Origin of the sequence: Sphingobacterium sp. B29, assembly GCF_001952815.1 — a bacterium.
In the GTDB taxonomy this organism is placed as follows: Bacteria; Bacteroidota; Bacteroidia; order Sphingobacteriales; family Sphingobacteriaceae; genus Sphingobacterium; species Sphingobacterium siyangense.
On the sequence record NZ_CP019158.1, the window covers coordinates 2,228,849 to 2,254,199 of the forward strand.

Below are 25,351 nucleotides of genomic sequence, written 5' to 3' on the forward strand. Positions count from 1 at the left end.
AATTGAGTGAGCCATACAATGGCTCACTTCTTTATCCTTTATAGATGATTAAAAATTTATTTCTCTGTTTTATAGCCCTTTGGATTGGATCCCTATTGTCTTCCTGTCAAAAAGGTGAACCTATTGTAGAAACTGAAGAACTGGCCCGGATTGCTTTTAGATCTTATAGCACTGCGTCGGTGGATGTAAAAAGAGTAACGATAGATGGAAAAGTTGCTAATCCAAGCGATGCTAATTTTATTTTTATACGAAATAAAGATGCCGATTCTTCATCGGTCGTTGCATATAATAGTAATGATCAGGTCGTCCTAGAGCAACGGCTTCCGCTCAAATCAGGATTAAATACCTTTGGTGTACATAGTAAAAGTCCCATTGATCCGTCACTCGTTGTTGGGCCAAATCCCTTAGGAGATAATGTCGAATCGATTCCGGGTGTGAGGCAAGTAAAGATCTTAAATTATAATAAAACAATTTCACCTAATGGTGAGCCAATTCGATTGGCGGTTTATCAAGGTAAGCCTGTCTATGATGAAAGTTGGGGAATGGATATGGTCAAGTATGACGAAAATCCAATCCTGATTACCGACTTGATATCAGATAAAATTCCCGAAGAATTTATCAAAATACCGATTGACGCTACTTTTGTGCCAAAGGCGCAAGTATTAGATAAGGATTTAAAACCGATCCTTATAGATGGACAAAAAGTCTTTTTGTTTTTTAATTTTTCGGTAGATATCGGTATTGTATATCTCCCTCAAAAAGAATCCGATGCATATTTTGATGTTGATGCATTCTCAGAAATTGGAGGGATAGGCTATGGTTTGGATAATATCTGGCTACAGAAATAAAACTCATTACAAAACAAACACAGATACCCGTCAACACTTACATCAATGGTAAACCATTAATTCAAAAAAATAGTCATTATGAAAGGCATCAATGCTATAAAACATCGCAATTTATTCGCTATCTCCCTGAGAATTCAGGGAGATGTAGATCAGTCTGTTGATGCGGCTGCGCTGCTAGCCTTAAGGAATGAAATGGCGGAGCTGAATGAACTTTATCGGCAATATTTGGAAAAGTTGCAGCAGCTGGAAGACATCGTACAGGACTATGAATCGAAGGAGCGAACCATTCGTTCGGAAATCTTGTCGCCTTCTCTTCGCAAATTAGCCAAAAATGGACAGACTGGAGCCGATCTACGTATGATCATCACCTCGTTAAATTCTTGTGCACACTGATAAAATTATTTTTCGGTCTTATCCTGTGTACTCACTTCGATAGGTATTACCTGATAAGTACTTCCTCTATATTTGGGGGATAAAATGTTCGTCTTTTCTGTTGTATTGATAGTGCCCTTGACTCTGGTGTTTTTATCACTAATTGTTCGTAACACTTCCCGGATCAATGGATCTCTGGTGTCACCTATTGGGGTCAAAGGTAAAAAGGCAAACTCGTCGATCTTGGTAGAAGGAGTAATTCCGTTGCTATAATCTCCCTGTCCCATTTTATTGTATATTTTATAGATAATGGGAATCAAATGCCAAGCACGTTCAGTGCCATGAATTTCCTCAGGTGTAGATAGCGTTGTCGATGCCATGTCTTTTCCATAGGTTTTATCGCCAACCTGTACAACCTGTACATAGGGATGTAATCCATTAATTAACATTTCGGACGCGGATGCCGTGTTTGGTCCTGTGAGTATATAAATTCTTTTTAAATGTAAACCTTGTTTTAAAACATCTTTTGCTGAAAATGAATAGCCATCGGGCTGACCTTGCAGTGCTGCTGCGAAGCTGTCTTCTCTATTTTTGATGTTTTTGTTGCCTTGGTATTTGGCAAAAATGTCGTTTTCCTTGATGTCTGCCAATAAGAGTGCGCAAAATGAGGCGAAAGCAACCTGTCCACCGGGGTTATAACGTAAATCGACAATAAGTTCTTGTACCTGCTGGGACTTGAAATTTTGGACCGCTTCCAATAATGAATATGCCCCACTAAAGTCAAATTGACTTAAAAATATATAGCCTACCGTGGGGGAGGAGGAGATGAGTTTAGCGGTATAGAGGACAGGCTGGGAAATATAGGAAGAAGGCAGATGAAAGATTTTGCCATCGTTTCGCGTCAAATGCATTGCCGGTAAAATCAAGGATTTGCTTAGTAGCGATTTCAGGTTGCTGTGGTCGATAGGCTCGTTGTTGATGTGGCTTATGCTGTCTCCCCGTTTGAGTCCCATTAAATCTCCTTCGCTGAAGGGAACAATCTGGGTGATCAGTTGGATGGTTTTACCTGTTGTTTGGAGTTGTACCATATCAAATCCAAAAGTATTTGTTAGCGTATTTCCATAGGTATCACTATTTAGGGTTTGTAAGATAGTGGAAAAATGATCTTCGGGGTATAGGATATTTTTGAAAAATAAATCTGGACTTTGTTGGTAATCTTGGGTTGATCCAATTTTATCATTCCAGTAGTAATAGCGTTTCATTTGGTCTAATGCCCACTGGTTGATGGTTTCATTTGAGCCGGGTTCGTGAAGTGGTGGATCCTTTTCACAAGAGGAAAAGATCAACGAAAAGAAAGCCAATACAAGAGCATGGGGTCTACGCATTTTTTAAATTTTGCTTTATTAAAAATACGTGTTATGTTGTTTGTTCGGAAGTTATCTTTTTGTTGCTCAAATGTTTATTTACTTTAAATAGGGTGATCTTTTTACGTTTACCTTATCAAAGAATAAGATTTCGATAAGAAAAGGAGTAATAAAAAAGGCATCACGTGAAGTGATGCCTTTGGCTTGTATAAATCAAAGAATATCGATTAATAAAGCGTGAACTCTACGCGACGGTTTTGTTGACGACCATCAGCGGTTTTGTTTGATGCGATCGGTTGGTCAGGGCCATAACCTGTCGCTTCAATACGTGATGCATTAGCACCTTGAGATACTAAATAGGCTTTTACCGATTCAGCGCGTTCTTTTGATAAACGCATGTTCAATTCACGTGAACCTGTATTATCGGTGTGACCAGCTAGTTTTAAGCTAAAATTTTTCTCGATTAACAGTTCGGCTACTTTATTTAATGTCGCGTATGACGTAGGACGTATGGTTGCTTTTCCTAAATCGAATTCCAGGTTTTTGATTGCGTCAGCAACAACTTTCCGGTCAGCCTCTGTTACAACAACCTTCTCAACCACTCTTGTTTCGTTTTTAACAACAATTGGACATCCTGCACCGTCTACCTGAACACCTGAAGGTGTGCCTGGGCATTTGTCATATTTGTTAGCTACACCATCACCATCATCATCTTTCAGGTCACTGTTTAGGCCATCCAATTGATTTTGTAGTGCTTGGTTTTTAGCATTTAAAGCATCATTTTGTGCTTTAAGATCATCATATTTCAATGTGTAGTCGTTAACTAAGGTCGCTACTGGATTTGAATTGTTCAAAGCTGGTTTGCTACCATTACCCAATGCAAATTCTAAACCACCATGGATGTAAGTAAACAAGTCATTCTTATATTGACCACCTTGAATACCGTCAAAGTTTTGGTTAACCCAATTTAACTGATAACCCAACTCGAAGTTGATCCCTTTGGCAACAGCAAATTTAAGTCCCATGTCCAATGGTACGTAAATTTTGGAAATGCCATCCGCTTCTTGGGAAGTTGTTCCTGTCGTCAACGTAGTTTTGCTGTTCATCACACCAACACCTATTGATGCATAAGGTTTGATGAAACTGTTAAAGAATCTCCAGTTGGTATTGGCTGCTTGGAACTCTCCAGATAAGGCTAGTGACCAAGGGGTCTTTGCCTCGAATGACTGATCTGCTGTTTTCGTTAAGAAAGCACCTCCTGTTTTACCTCCGAAATAACTTCCTTTAATACCGAACGAAGGAGAAATTTGTTTTTTAATATAGGCACTGTAACCAAGGTTCCATGCCAAGTCTTCATAACCTGCACGATTGAAACCAGCAATATTGGTTTGATTAGTCACCCCTGCACCGATACCAATAGACCATGTTCTGTATTGCGTAACCGGACCAAATGGTGTTGTTCCTTCAATGGATGATCCCTTCGCATTTTGGGCAATTGCATTATTGGCAAATAAGCCCGCTGATGCTAGAGCAAATACTAATTGTAATTTTAGTTTCATATAATTTGTGTTTGTATAAACCGATGCAAAAGTAATAAGTTATAAATTAAATTCACTATAGGTTTGTAGTTGAAATATGACATTTGGTAAATAAAAAGGTGTTTCTGTTTAAAAAACACCTTTTTATTAGTGTAATTTGTTAGTTATTAATAAAGTGTAAATTCAACACGGCGATTCTGTTGACGGCCCGCTGCGTTTTTATTGGATGCAATCGGTTGGTCTGGACCATATCCAGTTGCTTCGATGCGCGACGCGTTAGCACCCTGAGATACTAAATATGCTTTTACAGACTCTGCACGCTCTTTAGATAAACGCATATTTAATTCACGTGAACCTGTATTGTCGGTGTGACCTGCGAGTTTTAAACTAAAATTCTTCTCGATCAATAATGCAGCAACTTTATTCAATGTTGCATACGAAGTGGAGCGAATCGTTGCTTTACCTAAATCGAATTCTAAGTTTTTGATCGCTTCAGCAACAACTTTTCGATCGGCTTCAGTAACCACTACTTTTTCAACAACTTTGGTCTCGTTTTTTACAACAATTGGACAACCTGATCCATCCACTTGCACACCTGAAGGTGTACCTGGACATTTATCATATTTATTGGCCACACCGTCACCGTCGTCATCTTTTAGATCATTGTTTAGACCATCCAATTGACCTTGCAAAGCTTGGTTTTTAGCATTCAATGCGTCATTTTGAGCTTTCAGATCATCGTATTTTACGGTATAGTCATTCACAAGGGTTGCTACAGGATTTGAATTATTCAACGCAGGTTTGCTGCTGCTGCCTAAGGCAAACTCTAAGCCGGCATGTGCGTAAGTAAATAAGTCATTTTTATATTGTTGATCAACTGTTCTATTGTCAAATCTTTGGTTTGCCCAATTCAATTGGTATCCCAATTCAAAGTTAATACCTTTGGCAACAGCGAATTTCAAACCAAAATCTGCGGGAACATAGATCTTAGAATAAGAATCTCCATATTCACCTTTGTTACCACCAGCGATTGCAGCAGTTTCAGCATTCATTACCCCAACACCAATCGATGCATAAGGTTTAATAAAACTGTTGAAAAATCTCCAATTCGTGTTGGCCGCTAAAAACTCACCAGATAAGGCAACTGACCAAGGAGTTTTGGTTTCGAATCCAGTTTGCTTGTCGCTGTTATCATAACCAGCTGTCTTTCCGCCAAAATAAGTTGCTTTTAATCCGAATGATGGCGAGATTTGTTTCTTGATATAAGCACTATATCCTAAATTCCAGTCTAGTTTGTCATAACCACCATTGTTAAACTTGGCGATATTCTGCAAACTTGTTACACCGGCCCCTACACCGATAGACCAGGTTCTATATTGTGTTGCCGAACCTAATGGAGTTGTGCCTTCGATTGATGCTTCTTTTGTGCTTTGCGCAAAGGATGCGGTGGATAAAATTCCTGCCGCAACAAGTAATCCTGATTTTTTAAGGCTAATTTTCATAATGCGTGTTTGTAAAATTATCTACTATAATACTGTTGTTAAATTAACTCACTGAACACTCTTGCAATAAATTTGCCAAAAATTATTTGGTTACTCTACACGCCCAAAAAAGTTTGGCACCTCAATTTCAAAAGCCAGATGCTTAACAATATTTTCAGTAAAAATGTTTTGGAAAAAAGTTTTTCTGCTTTTTGTGATCAAAATAACATCGACATCTTCATCCCGGATAATCGTATGAATGCCGTTAGCGATATTCTCTCGAGCACCGGCAAAATAACTTGGCGACTTGATGATATAGGAAATATCCTCGATGCCGGTCTCAGCAATGATCTGTTCAATCCAATTTTCAAGTTTTTCTCCTAATGCATTGATATCTAGGTTGTTTTTGTTGATGTGGATAAGCTGTAAATGGAAATTTTTCCCATATAATGGTATCGCTTGTTTAAGCACTTCAAGTTCACCGGGTTTGAAATTTGTCAATAGAGCGATGTTGTCATTTTTGAATTTTGTCACGTTTTTCGGGATGGCCAGAACAGGGATCTTCGACTCTTTAATGACATCATATGTATTGCTTCCAATCAATACAGATTCAAGTCCGGTCACTCCTTTTGTACCCATAATCACCGTTTGATAGACCTCTTTTATCTCTTGTTTATCCAGTGTTTCAGCCAAAATACCGTTGGCAAATAAGGTAGAAATTTTAAGCGAAGGATATTCCTGTAGAAGTTCAGCTACAAGTTTTTCCATCTGACGGCGAGCTTCTCCCTCGCTGGGGTCTACTAAATGCTTCGCATTTGCAAATTTGTTGATATGCGAAGTGAACGAATGAAAGAGTGTAATCTCATCATTTGTTGTCGTCGCGATTTGAGCTGCATAAAATGCGGCAACTCGTGCGTTTTCGGAATAATCTACTGGTATTAATAGTTTAGACATGGCTATAAGGTTATGCTTTAGTAAAAAATATTGGAACTAAGGGATGACTAAATAATGCTTTTGCAACGGAACGCGTAAAAACACGTTCAAAGAACGATTTCCTCGATCGTGTCACCAGTAATATTTTAATCTTTTCCTCATGGATCATCTCATTAATCACTTCCGGAACCGTATCTAAGTCCTCAATGTCGCCTTGTATTGAATCCACTTCTATAGCAATATTGGTCACACCAATATATTTTTTGATCTTATATTTCCATACTTCAAGCTTGTCTTCGATTCTGTTTTCTGATGAATGATCGTAATGAACATGCATAAGTTTTAGTTCAAAGTCTTTGCCGATGATGTTGACAAAATCTTGGACGGTCTGGACCTCTTCTTCTTTAAAATTAGACAGTAAGCCAACTTTGTCAATAGGTGTAAAGGACGCTTCAGTGGGGATGGCCAAGACAGGTATTTTGGCTTTTTTGCTAATGACATAGGTCGTGCTGCCAATAAGTTGGCTATCGTCATTGGTGATGCCTTTAGTCCCCATGATGACAAAATCGAATCGACTAGGAGTGGCGAGCTCCGGTAGTGTTTCTGTAATCATACCGCGCTCACATTGGGTGGTTATTTCAAACGCAGGATGCTTTAATTTTATTGATTCTGCCAGATTTTTAATAAGGATATCAGCTTTGAATGTTGGAGAATTAGTCTCATTACGGCCATTTTCGTCCTCAAACACAGCAGAAGCCGAAGTATAATTGTGGTAAAGATGGATAGAATACCCCTTTTCGAGGGCAAGGTCCACTGCGTAATTTACAGCATTATTAGAATGAGCCGAAAAATCTACCGGTAGTAGAATGTTTTTTTTCATTAGAAGGAATTTAATCTACAAAATCTAATCTTATTTATTTTGCATTTAGGGAATGTGCGTGAAAGTGTACTCGATTCCCTATTTTACTATCAAATGTAATAAAACAAATGTAATTGTGAATGACCTTAAGTCAAATAGTTTTTGTTGTTTTACGTGTTGAATTTGACGCGCTTTAGACAAATATGAATAACTAATAACAGTTTTAAAATGTTGTATTTAATATCAGTTTGTGATTTCTGTCACATCTAAAATAAGTGTACCCTAATTGTCTGTATGTTATCTCCTGATTTTTTTGTTTGAAAAGTCAATATTGATTTTTGGTCGTTTAGAGAAAACAGTCGTTTCAAGGTCAATATATGGAATTCTACATTGCATAACCTACCAATTTTGAGTAAGTTTGCACATATTTTTAGATAATTAAATGACAAGTAGAGAAATTCGTCAAGCCTTTCTGGACTTTTTTAAAAGTAAAGGGCATCAGATAGTACCTTCAGCACCAGTAGTTGTAAAAAATGACCCGACATTAATGTTTACCAATGCGGGGATGAATCAATTCAAAGATTTGTTTCTTGGTGAAGCACCCATCAAATTTCCGCGTGTTGCCGATACGCAACGTTGTTTGCGTGTTTCCGGAAAGCACAATGATTTGGAAGAAGTCGGGATCGATACCTACCACCATACGTTGTTTGAGATGTTGGGAAATTGGAGCTTTGGTGATTACTTTAAGAAAGAAGCTATTGCTTGGGCTTGGGAGCTGTTGACAGAAGTTTATAAATTAGACAAAGATCGTTTATACGTCACTATTTTTGAGGGGGATGCAAAAGAAGGCTTAGAACGTGATATGGAAGCTTTCGATTTCTGGAAAGAATGGATTGGTGAAGATAGAATTCTCCTTGGTAACAAAAAAGATAATTTCTGGGAAATGGGCGAGACAGGGCCTTGTGGACCTTGTTCCGAAATCCATTTCGATATGCGTAGTCCGGAAGAGCGCGTACAGACTTCAGGGCAGAGTTTGGTCAACGCAGACCACCCTCAAGTAATTGAGATCTGGAACCTTGTCTTCATGCAATTTAATCGGTTGAAAGATGGTTCACTTCAGTCATTACCAGCTAAACATGTGGATACGGGAATGGGCTTTGAGCGTTTGGTGCGATGTATACAGGGGAAGACCTCCAATTATGATACAGATGTATTTACGCCTACCATTGATTTTATTGCTGAGAAGTCAGGTATAAAATACGGTATAGATGAAAAGTCTGATATTGCCATGCGGGTAGTGTCTGATCATATTCGTGCGGTTAGTTTTGCAATTTCCGATGGTCAACTGCCATCCAACAATAAAGCTGGCTACGTGATCCGTCGTATTTTACGTCGTGCAGTACGTTATGCGTATACATTTTTAGGTTTTAAGGCTCCTTTTATCAATGAACTTGTACCTGTATTGGCAGCTCAGTTCGCCGGAGTATTTGACGAATTGATCCAGCAGCAGGATTTTGTGCAGAAAGTAATCTTGGAAGAGGAGGTTTCATTCTTAAGAACGTTGTCTACGGGCGTCCAACGTTTTGAAAATTATGTGGAGGACCACACCGTAATTAATGGGGATTTTGCTTTTGAATTATACGATACTTATGGATTCCCGATCGATTTGACGGAATTGCTAGCGCGCGAAAAAGGTTTAACAGTTGATATGGAAGGTTTCAACCAAGCTCTTCAAATTCAGAAAGATCGTTCTCGTGCTGCCACTGCTATAGATACGGGTGATTGGGTTGTGGTAAATGATGATGATGGATTTGAATTTGTAGGCTATGATACGTTAACTGCCGTTACTGAAGTTATTAAATACCGTAAAGTTGTTGCGAAAAATAAAGAGCAATTCCAATTGGTGCTTTCTGTTAGTCCTTTTTATGCCGAAGGTGGTGGCCAGGTCGGCGACTCTGGAGAATTGGTTTCCGAAGAAACTGGAGAAAAGATTTATATCACAGATACGAAAAAGGAAAACGGTCTATTTGTACATTTTACAAACAAATTGCCGCTGGAATTGAAAGGAACATTTGTTGCGCAGGTCGATAAAACTAAAAGAATCGATACTGAAAACAATCACTCCGCAACACATTTGCTGCATGCTGCACTTAAGCAGGTGTTGGGAAGTCACGTGAATCAAAAGGGATCATTGGTCAACGCTGATATTTTGCGCTTTGATATCTCTCATTTTGCAAAAATGACAGAAGAAGAGATCAAACAGGTGGAAGATATTGTCAATGCCAAAATTCGTGAAAATATTCCATTGAAGGAGGAACGAAATGTACCTTATCAACAAGCATTGGATTCGGGCGTAACAGCACTATTTGGTGAGAAGTATGGCGATTTTGTTCGTGTAATCACCTTCGAGGATCAATATTCTAAAGAATTGTGCGGTGGTACACATGTTAAAGCAACGGGGCAAATAGGTTTTTTCAAAATTGTTTCTGAATCTGCTGTAGCAGCTGGTGTACGTCGTATAGAAGCGATCACTGGAACTCGCTCTGCAGCTGTTATACGCGAGCATTTCGAATTGGTTCACCACCTGAAAGAGCTCATGAATAATCCGAAAGATTTTGTTTCTGCACTGGGTAAAATCATCGATGAGAATGGTGCTTTGAAAAAAGAGGTAGAGAAAAGTATTACAGAAAAATCCTTAGCGTTAAAGTCAGATCTGGAAGCAAAGATCCAGCAGGTCGGCGAGATTAATTTCTTGTCCACAATCGTCGATCTACCGAGTGCAGAGGCGGTGAAAACCTTGGCTTATGCGGTAAAGGGGGCTGTTAATAACTTGTTCCTGGTGATCGGTGCTGAATTTGATGGTAAGCCAAGTTTGACCGTTGTCATATCAGACGAATTGGCCAAAGAAAAAGGGTTGAACGCAAGTAATATTGTGCGTGATTTGGCTAAGGATATCCAAGGTGGCGGCGGTGGTCAGCCGTTCTTCGCAACAGCTGGAGGTAAGAACCCAGCCGGATTAAAAGGTGCAATTGAGCGAGCAATAGATTTCTTGAAATAAATTTTAGGGGTAGTTGAACAGGCTACTTAGCTGAACTAGGATGTAAATAGATGATTTTATTTCCTAAATATACAATACGAAACCATCAGATTTATTCGACTTCTTCCTTGGAAGATCCGAATAAATCTGATCGTTTTCACGATTCTTTAAGCTGCGACATGTAGCGTGAATCAAACAGAGCAAAGCCATTTGCGTAATTGGGAATAGGTACTTAACAAATAAAAATAAACGGATGAAAAAGGCAGTTTTTTTAGCAGTAGGGATCGTTGGTTTGATGATGGGTTGCCAAAATAAAGAACAGTTTACCATCGCTGGAAATGTCGAAAATCCTGGCAATATCAAAGTTATTTCATTGTATGAAGGTGATACCAAGCTGGATTCTATGTTTTTTGGCGATAATAACAAATTTCAGTTTGTACGACCTGCTAGCCAATCCAGATTGTTGTCCTTGCGTGTCGGTAAAAATCGGTACGATTTAATTGCTTCTCCGGGGGAGACAATTACATTTAAGACAGATTTGCATAAAGATGTAAATGATTACCAGGTTGATGGTTCTGAATTGTCAAAGACTATACAGCCTTTTGCCAAAGAGCGAAATTATCGCGATTATCTACAGGACTCATTGCAGACGGTGTTTTCAAAGCTAACGGCCAATTCCACAGCAGCTGAGATCGAAAAGATTCGTGCTGAATATAAATCAAAGTTTGCAGCAGAATTGCGTGCATATACAAAAAAAGCAGTCGATTTCTCGAATAAGCACAATGATCTTGCAGGTTTTTATGCAATCTCTACCTTAGATCCTGAAGTAGCCGAAAATGAAATCATTACCTATGCAGATAAAATAAAAAATGAATTTACGGAGAACAGATATGTAACACAGTTTAAAGAGGAGACCCAAAAACTGAAAAAAATGGCAATTGGGCAACCTGCTCCTGAGTTGACTTCTTTTACACCATCAAACAAAGAAGTTAAATTATCGAGTTTTAAAGGGAAATATACTTTGGTGGATTTTTGGGCTTCATGGTGTATGCCCTGTCGCCAGGAAAACCCTAATCTCGTTAGGTTGTACAATACCTATCATGGTAAAGGCTTTGATATACTCTCCGTTTCATTTGATGATAATCCTGGTTCCTGGATGCGTGCTATCGAAGATGACAAGTTAACTTGGACACATGTGTCAGATTTGAAGGCTTGGAGCTCACCGGTTGTCATTGATTACCGTGTGAAAGCCTTGCCTACCTCATACATTCTCGATCCGAACGGCATTATTATAGCAAAGAACTTGCGTGGAGAGGAGCTGGAGGCATTTTTGAAGAAAACAATTAAGTAATCAATGTGTTATTGTTAAATATTATATTACTTAATAATTTGGTAACATTAGATTAACTGATTGTTATCATTTTGTTTATAATTTAGCAAAAAAAATAAGACAAATGAGTTCTTCGAAACAAAAGATTTTAATTGTTGATGACGAAAAGGATATCTTGGATTTAATTGCATTCAACTTAAATCGTGAAGGTTATCAGGTCTCTACAGCGCAAAATGGGGAAGAGGCAATCAACGTTGCTAAACAAGTAAATCCTGATCTTATCATCTTGGATGTGATGATGCCAAAGATGGACGGAATTGAAGCTTGTCGCATCATGCGCGCAATGCCTGAATTCAAAAGTACATTCATGGTATTTTTGACTGCTAGAAGCGAAGAGTATTCGGAGATCGCAGGATTTCATGTCGGTGCAGACGACTATATAGCAAAGCCAATTAAGCCGCGTGCTTTAATGAGCCGCATCAATGCTATCTTAAGAAGAAATGCTTCCGAAGAGTCAGATGCCTCTGTTCAGGATAAAATTGAAATTGCCGACTTGGTCATTGATCGAGATTCTTTCTTGGTATATAAAGGGGAACAAAAGATCGTTCTAGCAAAGAAAGAGTTTGAACTATTGTATTTATTGGCATCAAAACCGAACAAGGTGTTTACACGCGAACAGATCTTAAAGAGTATTTGGGAAGATTCTGTTGTGGTAACCAATCGTACAATTGACGTCCATATCCGCAAGCTGCGCGAAAAGATAGGTGACGATTATGTAACCACTGTAAAAGGAGTAGGATACAAATTCGATAAAGAATAAAAAAAGAGGCTAAAGCCTCTTTTTTTATGCGATTAACTTTCCGGAGTTTAGATTTAATGCAATTCGTTTTGCGCCAAATCTAGACAAATACGAGTAGGATATTTCAAATTTGACATAGGAGGAAGGAGAGAATTTAAGGAAAAATTTGTCCTCCATATAGGCAACTCTTTATCGAGATAACTTGATATCACCACAACAAATCTTTACTTTTGACCTAAAGCAAAGTAAAAATTTCAACATGTCATCTATTCTTATAAAATCTGCGCAACTTGTCAATGAAGGTAAAGTTGAGGTTGCTGATGTATATATCAGCAATGGTCGAATCGAAATGATTGCTCAGGAAATTAATCATCCTGCTGATCGGGAAATAAATGCTGAGGGGCTACACTTGCTACCTGGACTTATTGATGACCAGGTTCACTTTAGAGAACCCGGTTTAACTTATAAAGCGGATATATGGCATGAGAGTCGCGCCGCAGTTGCCGGTGGGACAACCTCCTTTATGGAAATGCCTAACACTGTTCCTAATACGTTGACCCAACAATTGCTTCAAGATAAATATGATATAGCGGCAAAAAATGCGCTGGCCAATTATTCATTCTTTATGGGGGCAGCTAATGATAATCTTGAGGAGGTACTTAAAACGAATCCAAGAAATGTCTGTGGTATAAAAGTTTTTATGGGCTCCTCTACTGGCAATATGCTGGTTGATAATGAAAAAGCGTTGGAAGGTATTTTTGCGAATGCTCCGACCTTGGTGGCTACGCACTGTGAAGATGAGGCAACGATAAAGGCGAATTTGGCCCTATTTAAGGAAAAATATGGCGAGGATGGATTAAAAATTGAGATGCATCCATTGATTCGTTCCGAGGAAGCTTGTTATTTGTCTTCGTCGAAAGCTGTCGAGCTGGCAAAAAAGCACAATACACGCTTGCATATCCTTCATATCTCAACCGCCAAAGAAATTGCATTATTTAATAATGATATTCCACTAAAGGATAAAAAAATAACTGCTGAAGCCTGTATTCATCACCTTTGGTTTTCGGATCAGGATTATGCCTCAAAAGGTAATTTTATCAAATGGAACCCAGCGGTAAAAACTGCCAATGATCGCGATCAGATTTTAAAAGCTGTACTGGATGGACATATCGATGTGATAGCGACAGATCACGCTCCGCATACAATTGAGGAGAAATCTCAACCCTATACTTCAGCACCAAGTGGAGGGCCTCTTGTACAACATGCGTTGCAAGCCTTGTTAGATATGGTCAAAGCAGGAAAAATGACCCTGGAACAATTAGTGCAAAAATCTGCGCACAATACGGCTACATTGTTTCAAATCGAAGATAGAGGATACATTCGTGAGGGATATTGGGCGGATCTTGTGTTGGTCGATCTCAATAAACCTTATACGGTATCGAAAGCGAATATCCTGTCGAAATGTGGCTGGTCACCATTTGAGGGGCACACGTTTAGTTCAACGATTGAACATACTCTCGTATCAGGTAAACTTGCTTTCTCCAACGGACAACTTATTGAAAAGGGTGCTGGTGAACGTCTGTTGTTCAACCGATAGTATTTAGCAATGGAAAAAAGAGCCTTTCTAAAATCGATTGCTTTAAGCGTGTTGTCTATTCCTGTACTGGGAATGGGGCAGCCAACCAGAGATAGAGACGAATTGTACGGTCAGGCTGTTTTGCTTGCAACGAGGTTAAAATTGGGGGATACCATAGGTTTAATAACGCCCGCAGGTGTATTGGATGATGAAGAATCAATTAGTATTGCACGTGAGATATTTGAGACCTTAGGTTTTAAAGTAAAAGAAGGTAAACATATACGCAGCCGCTACGGTAATTTGGCCGGTACAGATCAGGAGCGTATTGCAGACATTCATGATATGTTTGCAGACAAGACCGTCAAAGCGATTGTTTGCATCAGAGGAGGTTCGGGTACATCACGTCTTTTAGATCGATTAGATTACAGACTGATCGCCAATAACCCCAAAATTTTATTGGGATATTCAGATATAACAGCATTAATTTTGGCATTATATGCCAAGACAGGGCTTATAACGTTTCATGGTGCAGTGGGTATCAGTACCTGGACTAAGAAGCTTGCAGAGGCTTTCAATGCCCAATTTGTAGCCAATCAGCCAGCAATATTTGAAAACCCCAAGTCCAAAGGTGATAGCATTGTGCAGACCAAAGACCGAATTGCCACAATTCATCCTGGTATAGTAGATGGGGTATTGCTGGGTGGAAATATGACCGTGTTGACCGGCTTATGTGGTTCACCTTATCTGCCAGATTTTAACGATAAAATTCTTTTTCTTGAAGAGGTCGACGAAGATATGGAACGTGTTGACCGTATGTTCTGTCAATTGAAAAATGCGGGTGTACTGGGTGCGATTAAGGGTTTTATTTTTGGCAAGTGCACCAATTGTAAACCATCCGGTGGCTATGGATCCGTAACACTTGACCAATTGTTCAATGATTATATCAAACCGTTAAAAATACCTGCTTATACAGGGGCTGTCGTTGGGCATATTGCCGAACAGTTTATTTTGCCCGTAGGAGCAAAAGTCCGTGTAGATGCTTCGCAAGGAACGATTGCTTTAATGGAGCCTGCATTAAAAGATTAATATGAAATTAGTAAAAGTTGATTTCATCAAAGCCTTTTCTTTATATGAAGAAAAGGCTTTGATGCATAGAAGATTTAAACATGCTGATATTTTACCGTTATTAGAAAATATCCGGAGCTATGGACGTTTCACTGTAGCGGAAATTGGGAAGTCCACTGAAGATCGTTCGATCTTTCGACTACAATACGGACAAGGGCCAATCAAGATACTTTTATGGTCACAAATGCATGGTGATGAACCTACGGCGACAATGGCCCTGTTTGATCTATTTAATTTTTTCAACGGGAAAAATGATGATTTTGATGCCTTTAGAGATGACATCGCATCAAAAATGACCCTATATTTTATTCCGATGCTAAATCCTGATGGAACCGAAAGGTTTCAGCGTAGGACAGCCATGGATGTGGATATGAACAGAGATGCAAGGGCAGCAGCAACAGTGGAAGGAGCCTTATTGAAGGCGCAAGCCATGTTGCTAAAACCTGATTTTGCTTTTAACCTGCATAACCAAAACAATTACTACAACATTCCCGGAACAAATACGCCAGTGACAATTTCCTTATTGGCGCCTGCTTATGACTATGCGCGGAGTATCAATAAAACTCGGGGAGATGCGATGCGGGTGATTGTCGGAATAAACAAGATCCTTCAGGAATTTGTTCCAAATGCAGTGGCAAAGTATGACGATGAGCATACACCGCGCGGTTTCGGTGATAATTTTCAAAAATGGGGCGCCAGGACGATTTTAATTGAATCAGGAGCTTATGTTGGTGATACCGAAAAAATGCTGGTCCGAAAATATAATTTCGTGGCTTTGTTAAAAGCATTTGAGGAAATTGCTGACCAATCCTTTAAACAGCATTCGATTACCGATTACGATGCAATTCCCTTCAATGATGAAAAGCTCCATGATGTGTTGCTGAGAAATTTGACCATTGAGCGGAGTGGAAAAACATTGCTTGTCGATGTTGCCATTCGGCAGAATGAAAAGACAATTGGATCAGACTATTACGTAGAGGGTATTGTTGAAGATATTGGCGATCTGCAAGATTTTTATGGTTATGTAGATATTGATGTTGCAGGAATGGAGTTTGGCCCAGCCAAGATGTATATGGAGCCATTTGCTTCGTTGGCAGATTTAGATGATGCCGTCGTGATGGGATTACTTGAAAAAGGCTATGCCGCTGTTATGATTGAAAATGTGATCCCGGGAGAAGTTTTGCATAACCTTCCAATTCGTGTATTAACTAAAAAAGCTATAGAATTTTCACAACAATTAGCTCTCGGAGCTCAGGCGGATTTTTTCCTTCGGAAAGAAGGTAAGATCATTTACGCCGTAGTTAATGGTTGGGTGGTCGATTTGAAAAAACCAAGGCAACAGCAGTATAAAAATCAGATAAGTTAGGAATGCTTAATATAGCTCAAAAAAGAAAAAAGGTCACAGCATAGGCTGTGACCTTTTTTCTTTTTTGAGACTACTAGTAGCCGGTATTCTGTTGATTTGCTATAGCTGGGTTTGCATTCATCTCATCCAGTGAAATAGGAAGAATGGTTTTAAAGAAGGTTCTATCGATCGTTTTTTGTCTATTTGTTGTGCTTATATTTCCTAAATCATCGTCAAAAGTTATCGATTTGTTCCAGCGCATCATATCAAAGAAGCGATGACCTTCTCCAAGGAGCTCTTTGCTTCTCTCATCGGCAATCATATCTAAAGTAATCGTGCCTGAGGTCGCGACATCTAATTTTGGAGAACGTTGGCGTATTGCATTCAGGTAATTTGCTGCAAGGACCTTGTCAGGAGATGATTTTAGTAGAGCAGCTTCAGCAGCGATAAGATATACTTCGGACAAACGGATGACCTTAATATTGACAGCGGTACTATTTGCTGTTGAATTTTTATCACCGGCAAGCGTGGTGCTACCGCTATATTTATAAACCGCTCCTAAATGGGTGGTGCCGACTTCATCATACGCCATAACACCCCATCTGACATCTGTCTCGTCTTTCTTAAGTTTGGCCAAGAATGGATCTGCGGCTATAAAGTTTCCCAATATGGCTGTACTGCCATGTCCTTTTCTGCGGAACATCGCACCCAGTGAACTAGTCCCTGCATCAGCTTCATTCGGATAAACACCCAATTCTAGAATAGATTCAGTTCCAAACATACCTGTCCAGGATTTTACCCAGTTTTCATTGCTATACAATGTGTAGACTTTGGAGTCTATGACTTCCTGTGCTGATTTTAACGAGTTATCATAATCATTCATATAGAGGTACACACGAGCTTGCAGTGCTTTATTGGCGAAAAAACTGAAATATCCATCCGATTTGGATTTTGGCAATAAGCTTTCTGCATCCTTTAGATCCTGTACTATTTGTTTGTAGTTTTCCTCAACGGAGATACGTTTTTCCTGCGTACTATATTCGAGGACTTTTGTCACATTAGGAATACCAAGGGCAGATTTTTCCATGTTGTAGGGTTTGCCATACAACCTGACAAGATCAAAATTGATGAGGGCTCTTGCGGTCAATGCTTGTCCTTTATACGTATTAAAATTTTCTGTCGAACCGGCAGCGATTAGTTTATCGATATTTGTCAAAAGATTATTGATCTGCACGAGTGTATGAAACCCTTGTGTCCAGATGCCTGAATAGGGATTGGAAGAGGCGGAATGATTGAATACATAAAGATAGTCATAACCGCGGCCTTGGGATGCAATCGTAAAGTCACCCCCTTTGGCATCAGCATAGAGCGGAAAATTTCGTCCATAGTAGGCCACATTTGCCATTTTACTCATTAATCCATTCATAATAACCTTTGCGTCAGCAGCAGTTTGGATGGAGGTATTGGAGTCCCCCATATTGGTCGGTGTGACATCCAAAAAATTGCTACAAGAGCTGATTGCTAATGATATTGTTATGCACGAGGCAATAAAAAGCTTTTTCATAATACTGTTTTTTTTCGTTAAAAACTAAATTCAACACCGAAAGTGTACGTTTTTGCCAATGGTGTTTCCCAGCCCCGCGTACCAAATTGGTTAACTTCTGGATCCATATACTTGTATTTCGAAACAGTCAATAAATTGCTTCCATTGAAAAATACCCTTGCATTGGAGATGCCAGCTCGTTTTAAAAATTCATTTGGTAATCTATAGCTCAACGAAATGTTCTTTAATCTAAGATATGACGCGTCAAACAGTTGTCTACTGCTGATCTGGTTCACATCTTCCAGATCTCTTCCAGTAACCATTGGGTAAGTTCCTTCCGTATTTGAAGGTGACCAGCTATTTTCTGTAAAATAAGCGGCATGAATTCGTTCCCAATAATAGCCGTCATCGGCAACATCTTTGGATGTCGCATCATAAAGTTTGCCGCCAATTTTATAAGCAAAGTTCAATCCCAATGAAAAGTTTTTATAATCGATGTCAGAATTTATACCGCCATATAGTTTAGGATTAGCATTTCCGATGATGGTTTGTTTAGCTTTTTTGTAATCATAACTTGCAGCTTTTCCGTTGAACAAAAAATCGCCATCAGTACCATCGTTAGTATACCAGACGTTTTTGCCATTGGTTTGATCGGTACCAGCCCATTCTAAACCAAAGAATGATAAAGACGATTCTCCTTCACGATAAATAAATCGAGCTCTATCGTCTCCACCTGTGGGATCATACCAGACGATATCACGTCCACCATATAATTTTGTAATCTTGGATTTGATGATTGCTGCATTTGCACTTAATGTCCATTTCCAATTTTCATTTTTAACAATATCTGAGCCCAGTTCAATCTCTATACCTTTATTGTTCATTTCGCCAACATTTCGCAATATGGAACCGAAACCGGTAATTGTCGAGATCGGAACATTCTGTAAAAGATCCTTCGAGTCTCTGTTAAAATATTCAATTGTACCGAATAGTTTATTGTGGAACAGACCAAATTCCAAAGCGATGTTTGTGGAGTAATTTTTCTCCCAAGCTACATCCGGATTGCCTAAATTATTAAGCCCACCACCTGGCTGCGTCATATATTTGTTGGAATAACTTGTTAAATTGCGCCAAGCAAAAAGATCCGTAGGTAATGTTCCATTTACCCCATAGGAACCTCTAATTCTTAGGTTATTGATTTCCTCGATCTGTTTAATAAAAGATTCCTTGGCTAAATTCCAGGAAGCTGCTAAAGACCAAAAGTTGCCCCAACGAGGACCTGGTGCCAAGCGGGATGAACCGTCCCTTCTAAAAGATGCTGAGGCAAAATAACGTTCATCGTAGTTATATTCCGCCCGCGATAGTACAGACATCATATTATTGCCCCAGGAATAGGCCGACGCATCCAATATACCTGCAGTGGCGACGGTATGAAGTGATGAGGATGGTAAATCTTTACCTGTAGCACGGATAAAATCAGTCGTGTTTTTTTCAGCTTCGAAACCAGCTAATAACCCAATATTATGCAAGCCAAAGCTCTTGTTGTAATTGGCTGTTGTGGATGATACCAATTTTTCAATAGACGTAGACACCTCTGTGACCCGGCCATTGTCTGCCATACCGTTATAATGTTTAGCGCTATAATAGATATGATCTTTGACCTCGGTTCTGTCATAGGAGAAAATGGTCTTCAATGTAAGTTCAGGTAACAGCTTTAATGATAAAGATTCTATAGCTGATAATTTGCTTGTTTTCGAAGAGTTTTCCCATTCCTTGTTGTAATACAATGGATTATAAGCGAGACTGCCATAACGAGCTGTATATTCGTTACCTGTTTTATAATCAGTTGGCCAATACATCTGCCATAATAAATTACTCGCTTGATACAGGTAATTTGTTCCTGTATTCCTGGTGTCATTCATCCCGATAAGCTTGTTTTTAGCGTAGTTGACGTTTGAGCCAAATTCAAGATATTTGCCAATCTTTTGTGTTAAATTAATCCGACCATTGATTCTGTCGAAGTTATTCTCAATAATCCTGCTTTTGTCTTGCGTGTATCCTAAAGACGCATAGTAATTGGTTTTTTCTGTTGCTCCGCTTACCGAGATATCGTTGCTGTTGAATATCCCGGTTCTAAACAATGCTTTGTTCCAGTCATAATACTTACCATCTCGATTCTCTACACCATCTGTTTTTCCTGAGATATGTACGTTTTCCCATTGTGAGGTTCCATCCGTGCTGAATTGATAGCCATGAATACCAAAACCATAAGAAGAAGTTGGTTTACCGTAATTTGCCGAATTTGGATTCCAGTCCAAAGAATTTAAGCGGAATAAGGTGTTTTTATTCGCCTGTTCAGCCGTTTGACCAGCTGCTATTCTAGAGTCGTATAAAACACTATAAAGCATATTGATTTGATCCTGTACCGAAGCAGGTTCATTATTTTTGGTTGCCCAGGAAGGACTAATGCCGATAGAGGACTTGACATTGATCTTCGGATCTCCGTTTTTTCCCTTTTTTGTGGTGATGATGATGACACCATTTGCCGCGCGGGACCCATAAAGGGATGAGGCGGCAGCATCCTTAAGCACAGAAATAGATTCGATATCGCTGGGATTTAATGTGCTCATGACGTTGTTGGTATTGACAATATAGTCGCCCATCTGTCCGACACTACCCGAAATGACTGGAACACCGTCAATGACATAGAGTGGCTCATTCGACGCGTTCATGGATCCTATGCCTCGAATGCGTATAGCTGAAGTTGCACCTGCCTGACCAGATCCATTTGACATTTGCAGACCTGCAACACGGCCAGTAAGAGCTTTTTCAAAAGAAGTGACAGGTTGTTTATCAATGGCATCTGATTTTACTTGTGCTGCCGAACCTGTATAGGTACTCTTTTTAGCCGTTCCATAGGCAACGACAATGACTTCGTCCAATGCCTGCTCATCACTGTTGAGTGAAATACTGATGGTTTTGCGGCCATTGACCTGCACTTCTTGTGGTTGATAGCCTACGGCAGATATACTTAAGGTTGCGTTGGTGTTTGCGTTTAGCGTAAACAGGCCATTTTCATTTGTTGAGGTTCCTTGGTTAGCGCCTTTTACATTTATTGTAACTCCGCTAATTGGTTTTCCGTTGATGTCCGTTATCTTACCAGCAATTTGGATCTGTTGTGCATATAAAGACTGCATCGAACTACAGGCTATGAGACACAACGTTGTGAGCACATGTTGTTTCATAAAAGTGTGAATTGATTAATTTAGTTGTTAATATTTTGGTGCTGTCGAGTGTTGGTCAAACTTGCGATAGCAATTCAGTGCAATCTTTTCTTTAAGAAAAAAACATTGCACTGAATATAGGGTTATTTTCTTACAATTCCAATTCCCGGACGGTCGGGGAGAAGGCAACTGCCATTTACCACGGTCATGCCGTCGTAGATATCATTTCCAATTAATAAAGCACCGTCTAGATCTGCCCAGTCTGTTAATGGTGCAAGTTGTGCAGCTGCACTGATCGCGCAGGAAGTTTCGGTCATACAGCCGATCATAACTTTCATTTCCAAAGAACGAGCAAGTTCTGCCATTTGTTTAGCTTCACGCATGCCCGTGCATTTCATCAGTTTGATGTTGATCCCCGAGTATACACCCTTTAATGCCGGAACATCCACAAGGCGTTGGCATCCTTCATCGGCAATAGTAGGGATAGGACTATGCTCAGTAAGCCAGGCGTTGTCGTCTATCTGCTCCTTGGGCATCGGTTGTTCCAAGAAAGAAACATTTCTTTCTGCAAGCCAGTGTGCCATTTCCAAAGCCTCTTCACGCGTTTTCCAACCTTGATTGACATCGGCACACAAAGGACGATCGGTAACCTGACGGATGGTGTCTATGATCATTTTATCCGTATCAAGACCCAGTTTCACCTTTAAAATTTTAAACTGATCAGCTTCGGCGACTTTTTGGCGGATCATTTCTTCTGTATCGATTCCGATGGTGTAGGACGTCGGTGGGATAAGGTCAGGATTTAATCCCCATATCTTATAATAGGGTTGATTCATAATTTTACCAAGGATATCATGTAGAGCAATATCAATGGAGGCTTTTGCAGCCGTGTTTTTCAAAGCAAGCTGATCGATATAATGCAGGAGCTCTTCGGTTTGAAAAGGAGAGTTGAAGCCTGTCAGATCAATCTGACTGAGGAATGATAAGACACTTTCCTGCGATTCGCCTAGATAGGGTGGCATACTCGCTTCACCATAACCGATAATGCCATCATACTCTAGTTCGGTCAATACAACCGGTGTTGTGCTTCGGCTAAAGGAAGCTACTGTAAAGACATGGCGCAAAGTTAGCGTGTAAGGTCTAAATCTCAATTTAAAGGCCCCAAAATCTTTACTAATCCATTCAGATTGATTGCTCATCGCTATGTTTATTTATTGTTGTAATAATTGCTTTCGACGACTTTCTGTATTGCGCTATCGTGGGTCCCGAGGTAACGGCGTGCAGCAACCACGGTTCGGGTTTGGAAATCATCGTAGTTTGCAGCGTCCTTAAGCATACTGTTGATCCGGACTAATCCAGCAGCGTGAATAAAAGTTCCATTGCCGATATAGAGTGCAACATGTGTTACACGCGCATTAGGATTGCTGTTTTTGCCTGCCGCAAAGAACAGTAAGTCTGCCGGTTTTAGATTTTTGAGTGCTTTCTCAGGGTCGAAATGTCCTTCTTGATCTAAAATGTCGATTTTTTCACCTGCGAGTACTTGTTGCGATGCATCTCTCGGAATCACGAAGCCGTTCATGAAAAAGCTTGTTTTGGTAAAACCGCTGCAGTCTACACCTTTCACCGATGTTCCCCCCCATAAATAGGGCAGGCCCAACATTGTTTTTGCACTGGCGATAATATTTTCCGCCGTAGGCTGGCGCGTTTCAAACCAATTTTTTAAGGTGAGACTTTCTGATTTTTTAATATAACCTAAACGTCCATCCGGATATGCTATTTCATAAAAGTTGCCTTTCTGTCCTTTTAACTGAAGGATGTCACCATATACGAGATCAGACACTCGTTGGCTTTTTTCATTGGGTTCAGAATATGATTTTCCAAACTCCGCTGTATAGATAACTTTTTCTGCTTGCCGCCAATTTGTCAGCATGGTTTTGTCCATCGCTTCAATGGACGAACTTGGTACCCATGCTATATAGCCGTCCGGCGTGCGGACACGGTAGTCACCGCTCTTTTTCTGCAGAAGATCCACTTGCGTTCCCAATAAAACCTGGCTGGTCAGCTCCGCAGCATTATCTGGAAAAGTGCGCATATTTGCAACGGAGAGTCTGATGACTCCAGTAGTTTTTTCACCTACACTTGCATCAGGCAAGAGCTGTACTTGAATATTGGCTGATATATCTTTTGCCTTTTGCTCCAAAACGAACTTAGCATCTTTTTCAGTTGTTTCAAGCACATATTGGTTCTGTGCGATATCCGCTTTTTGGATTGCTACGATCTTGGTTCTTTTATCGGGAGCGAATTCACGTTTTACGTTTTCTTGCAACTCTTTGATCTTGAAATAAGTCGTGGAATCTAGCTGCTGCGCCTGACTGCTTTCAACACCTATAAGGCTTGCATAAGCTAAAATAGCGAATTTAAGAGTGTTTTTCATGCGAATTAGTTTGTTTCTAAAGATAGGATTAATTCATAATATAAGTCAATTTTTATTGTCGATTTTTAAGTGATTTTGATGTTATGTTGCTAAAAAACGAATGTTTGGGTTTAATTTTAATTAAATTATCTAATTGCTAAAACCATTTTGTAATATTGCTTATTGATTGTGAAGTCAATATCCTTCTTCAGTTTAACACGAAGCTGTAAAAATGTGGAACAGCATTTTCCTGCGTATATCGATGAAGTAGATTGGGGATGTGACGTAAGGTCGTGCAATACACTAGAAAGAAAGCGATGCCTTTGTGCAGTCAATGATGAAAATTTTTTGTATTCGGTAGACTGAAGGCAATTTTAATGATTGTTTTTTGCTGGATTAATCAATAGCGATAGTTTTATAAAATATTAATAAGGAAATGAGTTCAAGACGTGATTTTATTAGACAAGGTTTGATTGCTGCGACGGCAATGGGGACATTGACAGCATTTGATGCGAAAGGATTGACGATTGCAGCAAAGGGCAGTGTTAAAAAAATATCCTATTGTAATTTCAACTTGGGACTTTGGGATCGCAGCAAATAAAGCCGCTTGGGAAATATTGTCCAAAGGAGGCAAGGCATTGGACGCGGTGGAACAAGGTGTGCGTGTGCCCGAGGCCGATCTCAAAAATATGACAGTTGGTAAAGGTGGTTATCCAGATCGCGATGGTCACGTCACACTTGATGCTTGTATCATGGATGCGGATGGTAATTGTGGTGCTGTTGCTGGAATGGAAAAAATTGGACATCCAATATCAGTAGCGCGGATGGTCATGGAAAAAACACCCCACGTGATGCTGGTAGGCGAAGGCGCATTGCAATTTGCGTTAGAAAATGGTTTTAAGGAAGAAAATCTACTGACCCCAGAAGGTGAAAAAGCGTGGAAGGAATGGTTGAAGGAGAAAAAATACAAACCTGTAGCCAATATTGAAAACCAATCTTTTGCAGCAGAACGTTTGCCGGGAAACCAATATAACCACGATACGATCGGTATGCTGGCATTGGATGCCAATGGGAACATTTCTGGAGCTTGTACAACCAGTGGTATGGCTTTCAAGATGCATGGTCGGGTAGGAGATAGCCCTATTATTGGAGCCGGACTTTATGTCGATAATGAAGTGGGCGGAGCTACATCGACCGGAGTTGGCGAAGAAGTCATACGGAATGTAGGTAGTTTCTTGGTTGTCGAATTGATGCGTCAGGGTTATTCTCCGGAAGATGCCTGTAAGGAAGCCGTTATGCGTATCGTGAAGAAGAAACCTGCTATTGCGAAGGAAATTCAAGTGGGATTCTTAGCAATAAATAAAAAAGGTGAATATGGTGCTTATGCGCTGCAACAAGGTTTTTCCTATGCGGTTTGTGATAGTAAACAACAAGATTTATTGATCAAAGGAAAACACTACTATTAGTAAAATAGGGTGAGCGGGGTGCGAGTATTTCATTCTCAGGTGGTGAGTAGAACGTAAACTGATATTTTTCGTGATGATAGCAGGGTATATCATTTCCG

The 25,351-nt window shown here is 39.8% G+C and carries 19 protein-coding genes; 10 read left to right on the forward strand and 9 right to left on the reverse strand.

All coding sequences use genetic code 11. The annotated features are described in order from the left end of the window. Positions 1–44: 44 nt before the first annotated feature. Complete coding sequence (locus BV902_RS09215; protein ID WP_075991679.1) at positions 45–848, forward strand: hypothetical protein; 804 nt, start codon at positions 45–47, stop codon at positions 846–848. A 78-nt stretch (positions 849–926) separates the two neighbouring features. Then, positions 927–1,241, forward strand: a complete 315-nt coding sequence (locus BV902_RS09220) for a hypothetical protein (protein WP_075991680.1) — start codon at positions 927–929, stop codon at positions 1,239–1,241. 5 nt (positions 1,242–1,246) lie between these two features. Here the strand turns inward: BV902_RS09220 and BV902_RS09225 are convergent, their stop codons facing one another. From BV902_RS09225 to BV902_RS09245, 5 genes are all read right to left on the reverse strand, one after another. Beyond that, a complete protein-coding gene (locus tag BV902_RS09225) occupies positions 1,247–2,605 on the reverse strand; it encodes a S41 family peptidase (RefSeq protein WP_075991681.1) in 1,359 nt (452 codons plus the stop codon). 206 nt (positions 2,606–2,811) lie between these two features. Then, complete coding sequence (locus BV902_RS09230) at positions 2,812–4,143, reverse strand: OmpA family protein (RefSeq protein ID WP_075991682.1); 1,332 nt, start codon at positions 4,141–4,143, stop codon at positions 2,812–2,814. Positions 4,144–4,289: 146 nt separating this feature from the next. Beyond that, the gene (locus BV902_RS09235) at positions 4,290–5,624 is read right to left on the reverse strand and encodes an OmpA family protein (protein ID WP_075991683.1); all 1,335 of its coding nucleotides are present in this window, start codon (positions 5,622–5,624) and stop codon (positions 4,290–4,292) included. 90 nt (positions 5,625–5,714) lie between these two features. Further along, positions 5,715–6,557, reverse strand: coding sequence for a universal stress protein (locus tag BV902_RS09240; RefSeq protein ID WP_075991684.1), 843 nt, complete (start codon positions 6,555–6,557; stop codon positions 5,715–5,717). Between the two features lie 10 nt (positions 6,558–6,567). Further along, entirely contained in the window at positions 6,568–7,416 is an 849-nt protein-coding gene (locus BV902_RS09245) for a universal stress protein (protein WP_075991685.1), read from the reverse strand. A gap of 421 nt (positions 7,417–7,837) precedes the next feature. On the opposite strand from BV902_RS09245, the gene alaS reads away from it, so the two are divergent. The 6 genes from alaS (at position 7,838) to BV902_RS09275 (ending at position 16,628) form a co-directional block, all read left to right on the forward strand. Beyond that, positions 7,838–10,453 carry an alanine--tRNA ligase gene (alaS, locus tag BV902_RS09250; RefSeq protein ID WP_075991686.1) on the forward strand — a complete coding sequence of 872 codons (2,616 nt, stop codon included), beginning with the start codon at positions 7,838–7,840 and terminating at the stop codon, positions 10,451–10,453. 232 nt (positions 10,454–10,685) lie between these two features. Further along, positions 10,686–11,783, forward strand: a complete 1,098-nt coding sequence (locus BV902_RS09255) for a TlpA family protein disulfide reductase (protein WP_075991687.1) — start codon at positions 10,686–10,688, stop codon at positions 11,781–11,783. A 103-nt stretch (positions 11,784–11,886) separates the two neighbouring features. Then, positions 11,887–12,582 carry a response regulator transcription factor gene (locus tag BV902_RS09260; protein WP_075991688.1) on the forward strand — a complete coding sequence of 232 codons (696 nt, stop codon included), beginning with the start codon at positions 11,887–11,889 and terminating at the stop codon, positions 12,580–12,582. Positions 12,583–12,820: 238 nt separating this feature from the next. Further along, the gene (locus tag BV902_RS09265) at positions 12,821–14,158 is read left to right on the forward strand and encodes a dihydroorotase (protein ID WP_075991689.1); all 1,338 of its coding nucleotides are present in this window, start codon (positions 12,821–12,823) and stop codon (positions 14,156–14,158) included. Between the two features lie 9 nt (positions 14,159–14,167). Next, positions 14,168–15,223 carry a S66 peptidase family protein gene (locus BV902_RS09270; protein WP_075991690.1) on the forward strand — a complete coding sequence of 352 codons (1,056 nt, stop codon included), beginning with the start codon at positions 14,168–14,170 and terminating at the stop codon, positions 15,221–15,223. A 1-nt stretch (position 15,224) separates the two neighbouring features. Beyond that, complete coding sequence (locus BV902_RS09275; RefSeq protein ID WP_083663540.1) at positions 15,225–16,628, forward strand: M14 family zinc carboxypeptidase; 1,404 nt, start codon at positions 15,225–15,227, stop codon at positions 16,626–16,628. A gap of 73 nt (positions 16,629–16,701) precedes the next feature. Here BV902_RS09275 and BV902_RS09280 read toward each other — a convergent pair whose 3' ends face one another. The 4 genes from BV902_RS09280 to BV902_RS09295 form a co-directional block, all read right to left on the reverse strand. Next, on the reverse strand, positions 16,702–18,171 hold the full coding sequence (locus BV902_RS09280; RefSeq protein WP_075991692.1) for a RagB/SusD family nutrient uptake outer membrane protein: 1,470 nt from the start codon (positions 18,169–18,171) through the stop codon (positions 16,702–16,704). A gap of 17 nt (positions 18,172–18,188) precedes the next feature. Next, positions 18,189–21,395 (reverse strand): SusC/RagA family TonB-linked outer membrane protein, encoded by a 3,207-nt coding sequence (locus tag BV902_RS09285; protein WP_075991693.1) that lies wholly within the window; start codon positions 21,393–21,395, stop codon positions 18,189–18,191. Between the two features lie 122 nt (positions 21,396–21,517). Next, positions 21,518–22,573 (reverse strand): dipeptide epimerase, encoded by a 1,056-nt coding sequence (locus BV902_RS09290; protein ID WP_075991694.1) that lies wholly within the window; start codon positions 22,571–22,573, stop codon positions 21,518–21,520. A gap of 8 nt (positions 22,574–22,581) precedes the next feature. Further along, positions 22,582–23,808: a C40 family peptidase gene (locus tag BV902_RS09295; protein ID WP_075991695.1), complete on the reverse strand. Its 1,227-nt coding sequence runs from the start codon at positions 23,806–23,808 to the stop codon at positions 22,582–22,584. A 415-nt stretch (positions 23,809–24,223) separates the two neighbouring features. Here BV902_RS09295 and BV902_RS28045 point away from each other — a divergent pair, with 415 nt between their 5' ends. Next, positions 24,224–24,388, forward strand: a complete 165-nt coding sequence (locus BV902_RS28045; protein ID WP_157625980.1) for a hypothetical protein — start codon at positions 24,224–24,226, stop codon at positions 24,386–24,388. Continuing rightward, a complete protein-coding gene (locus BV902_RS09300) occupies positions 24,330–25,253 on the forward strand; it encodes a N(4)-(beta-N-acetylglucosaminyl)-L-asparaginase (protein ID WP_237242050.1) in 924 nt (307 codons plus the stop codon). The genes BV902_RS28045 and BV902_RS09300 overlap by 59 nt, the downstream gene beginning before the upstream one ends. Positions 25,254–25,351 lie beyond the last annotated feature (98 nt).